This window comes from Streptomyces dysideae (genome assembly GCF_001514305.1).
Taxonomy (GTDB): Bacteria; Actinomycetota; Actinomycetes; order Streptomycetales; family Streptomycetaceae; genus Streptomyces; species Streptomyces dysideae.
Genome location: NZ_KQ949161.1, coordinates 2,706 through 3,384, shown reverse-complemented (window position 1 = coordinate 3,384; position 679 = coordinate 2,706). Strand labels below are relative to the sequence as shown.

At 57.9% G+C, this 679-nt stretch carries 1 other annotated feature (running past one end of the window).

The features are described 5' to 3' along the window. The first annotated feature begins 49 nt into the window (after positions 1–49). Positions 50–679 (top strand) — a sequence feature (mutual gap in cmsearch alignment for this rRNA model is longer than 100); it runs 2,683 nt beyond the window's last position.

The window sequence follows — 679 nt, the reverse complement described above, 5'->3', positions numbered from 1 at the left end:
GGGTGGTTGGTCGTTGTTTGAGAACTGCACAGTGGACGCGAGCATCTGTGGCCAAGTTTTTAAGGGCGCACGGTGGATGCCTTGGCACCAGGAACCGATGAAGGACGTGGGAGGCCACGATAGTCCCCGGGGAGTCGTCAACCAGGCTTTGATCCGGGGGTTTCCGAATGGGGAAACCCGGCAGTCGTCATGGGCTGTCACCCATACCTGAACACATAGGGTATGTGGAGGGAACGCGGGGAAGTGAAACATCTCAGTACCCGCAGGAAGAGAAAACAACCGTGATTCCGGGAGTAGTGGCGAGCGAAACCGGATGAGGCCAAACCGTATGCGTGTGAGACCCGGCAGGGGTTGCGTATACGGGGTTGTGGGATCTCTCTTCCACGGTCTGCCGGCCGTGGGACGAGTCAGAAACCGTTGATGTAGGCGAAGGACATGCGAAAGGTCCGGCGTAGAGGGTAAGACCCCCGTAGTCGAAACATCAGCGGCTCGTTTGAGAGACACCCAAGTAGCACGGGGCCCGAGAAATCCCGTGTGAATCTGGCGGGACCACCCGCTAAGCCTAAATATTCCCTGGTGACCGATAGCGGATAGTACCGTGAGGGAATGGTGAAAAGTACCGCGGGAGCGGAGTGAAATAGTACCTGAAACCGTGTGCCTACAAGCCGTGGGAGCGTCG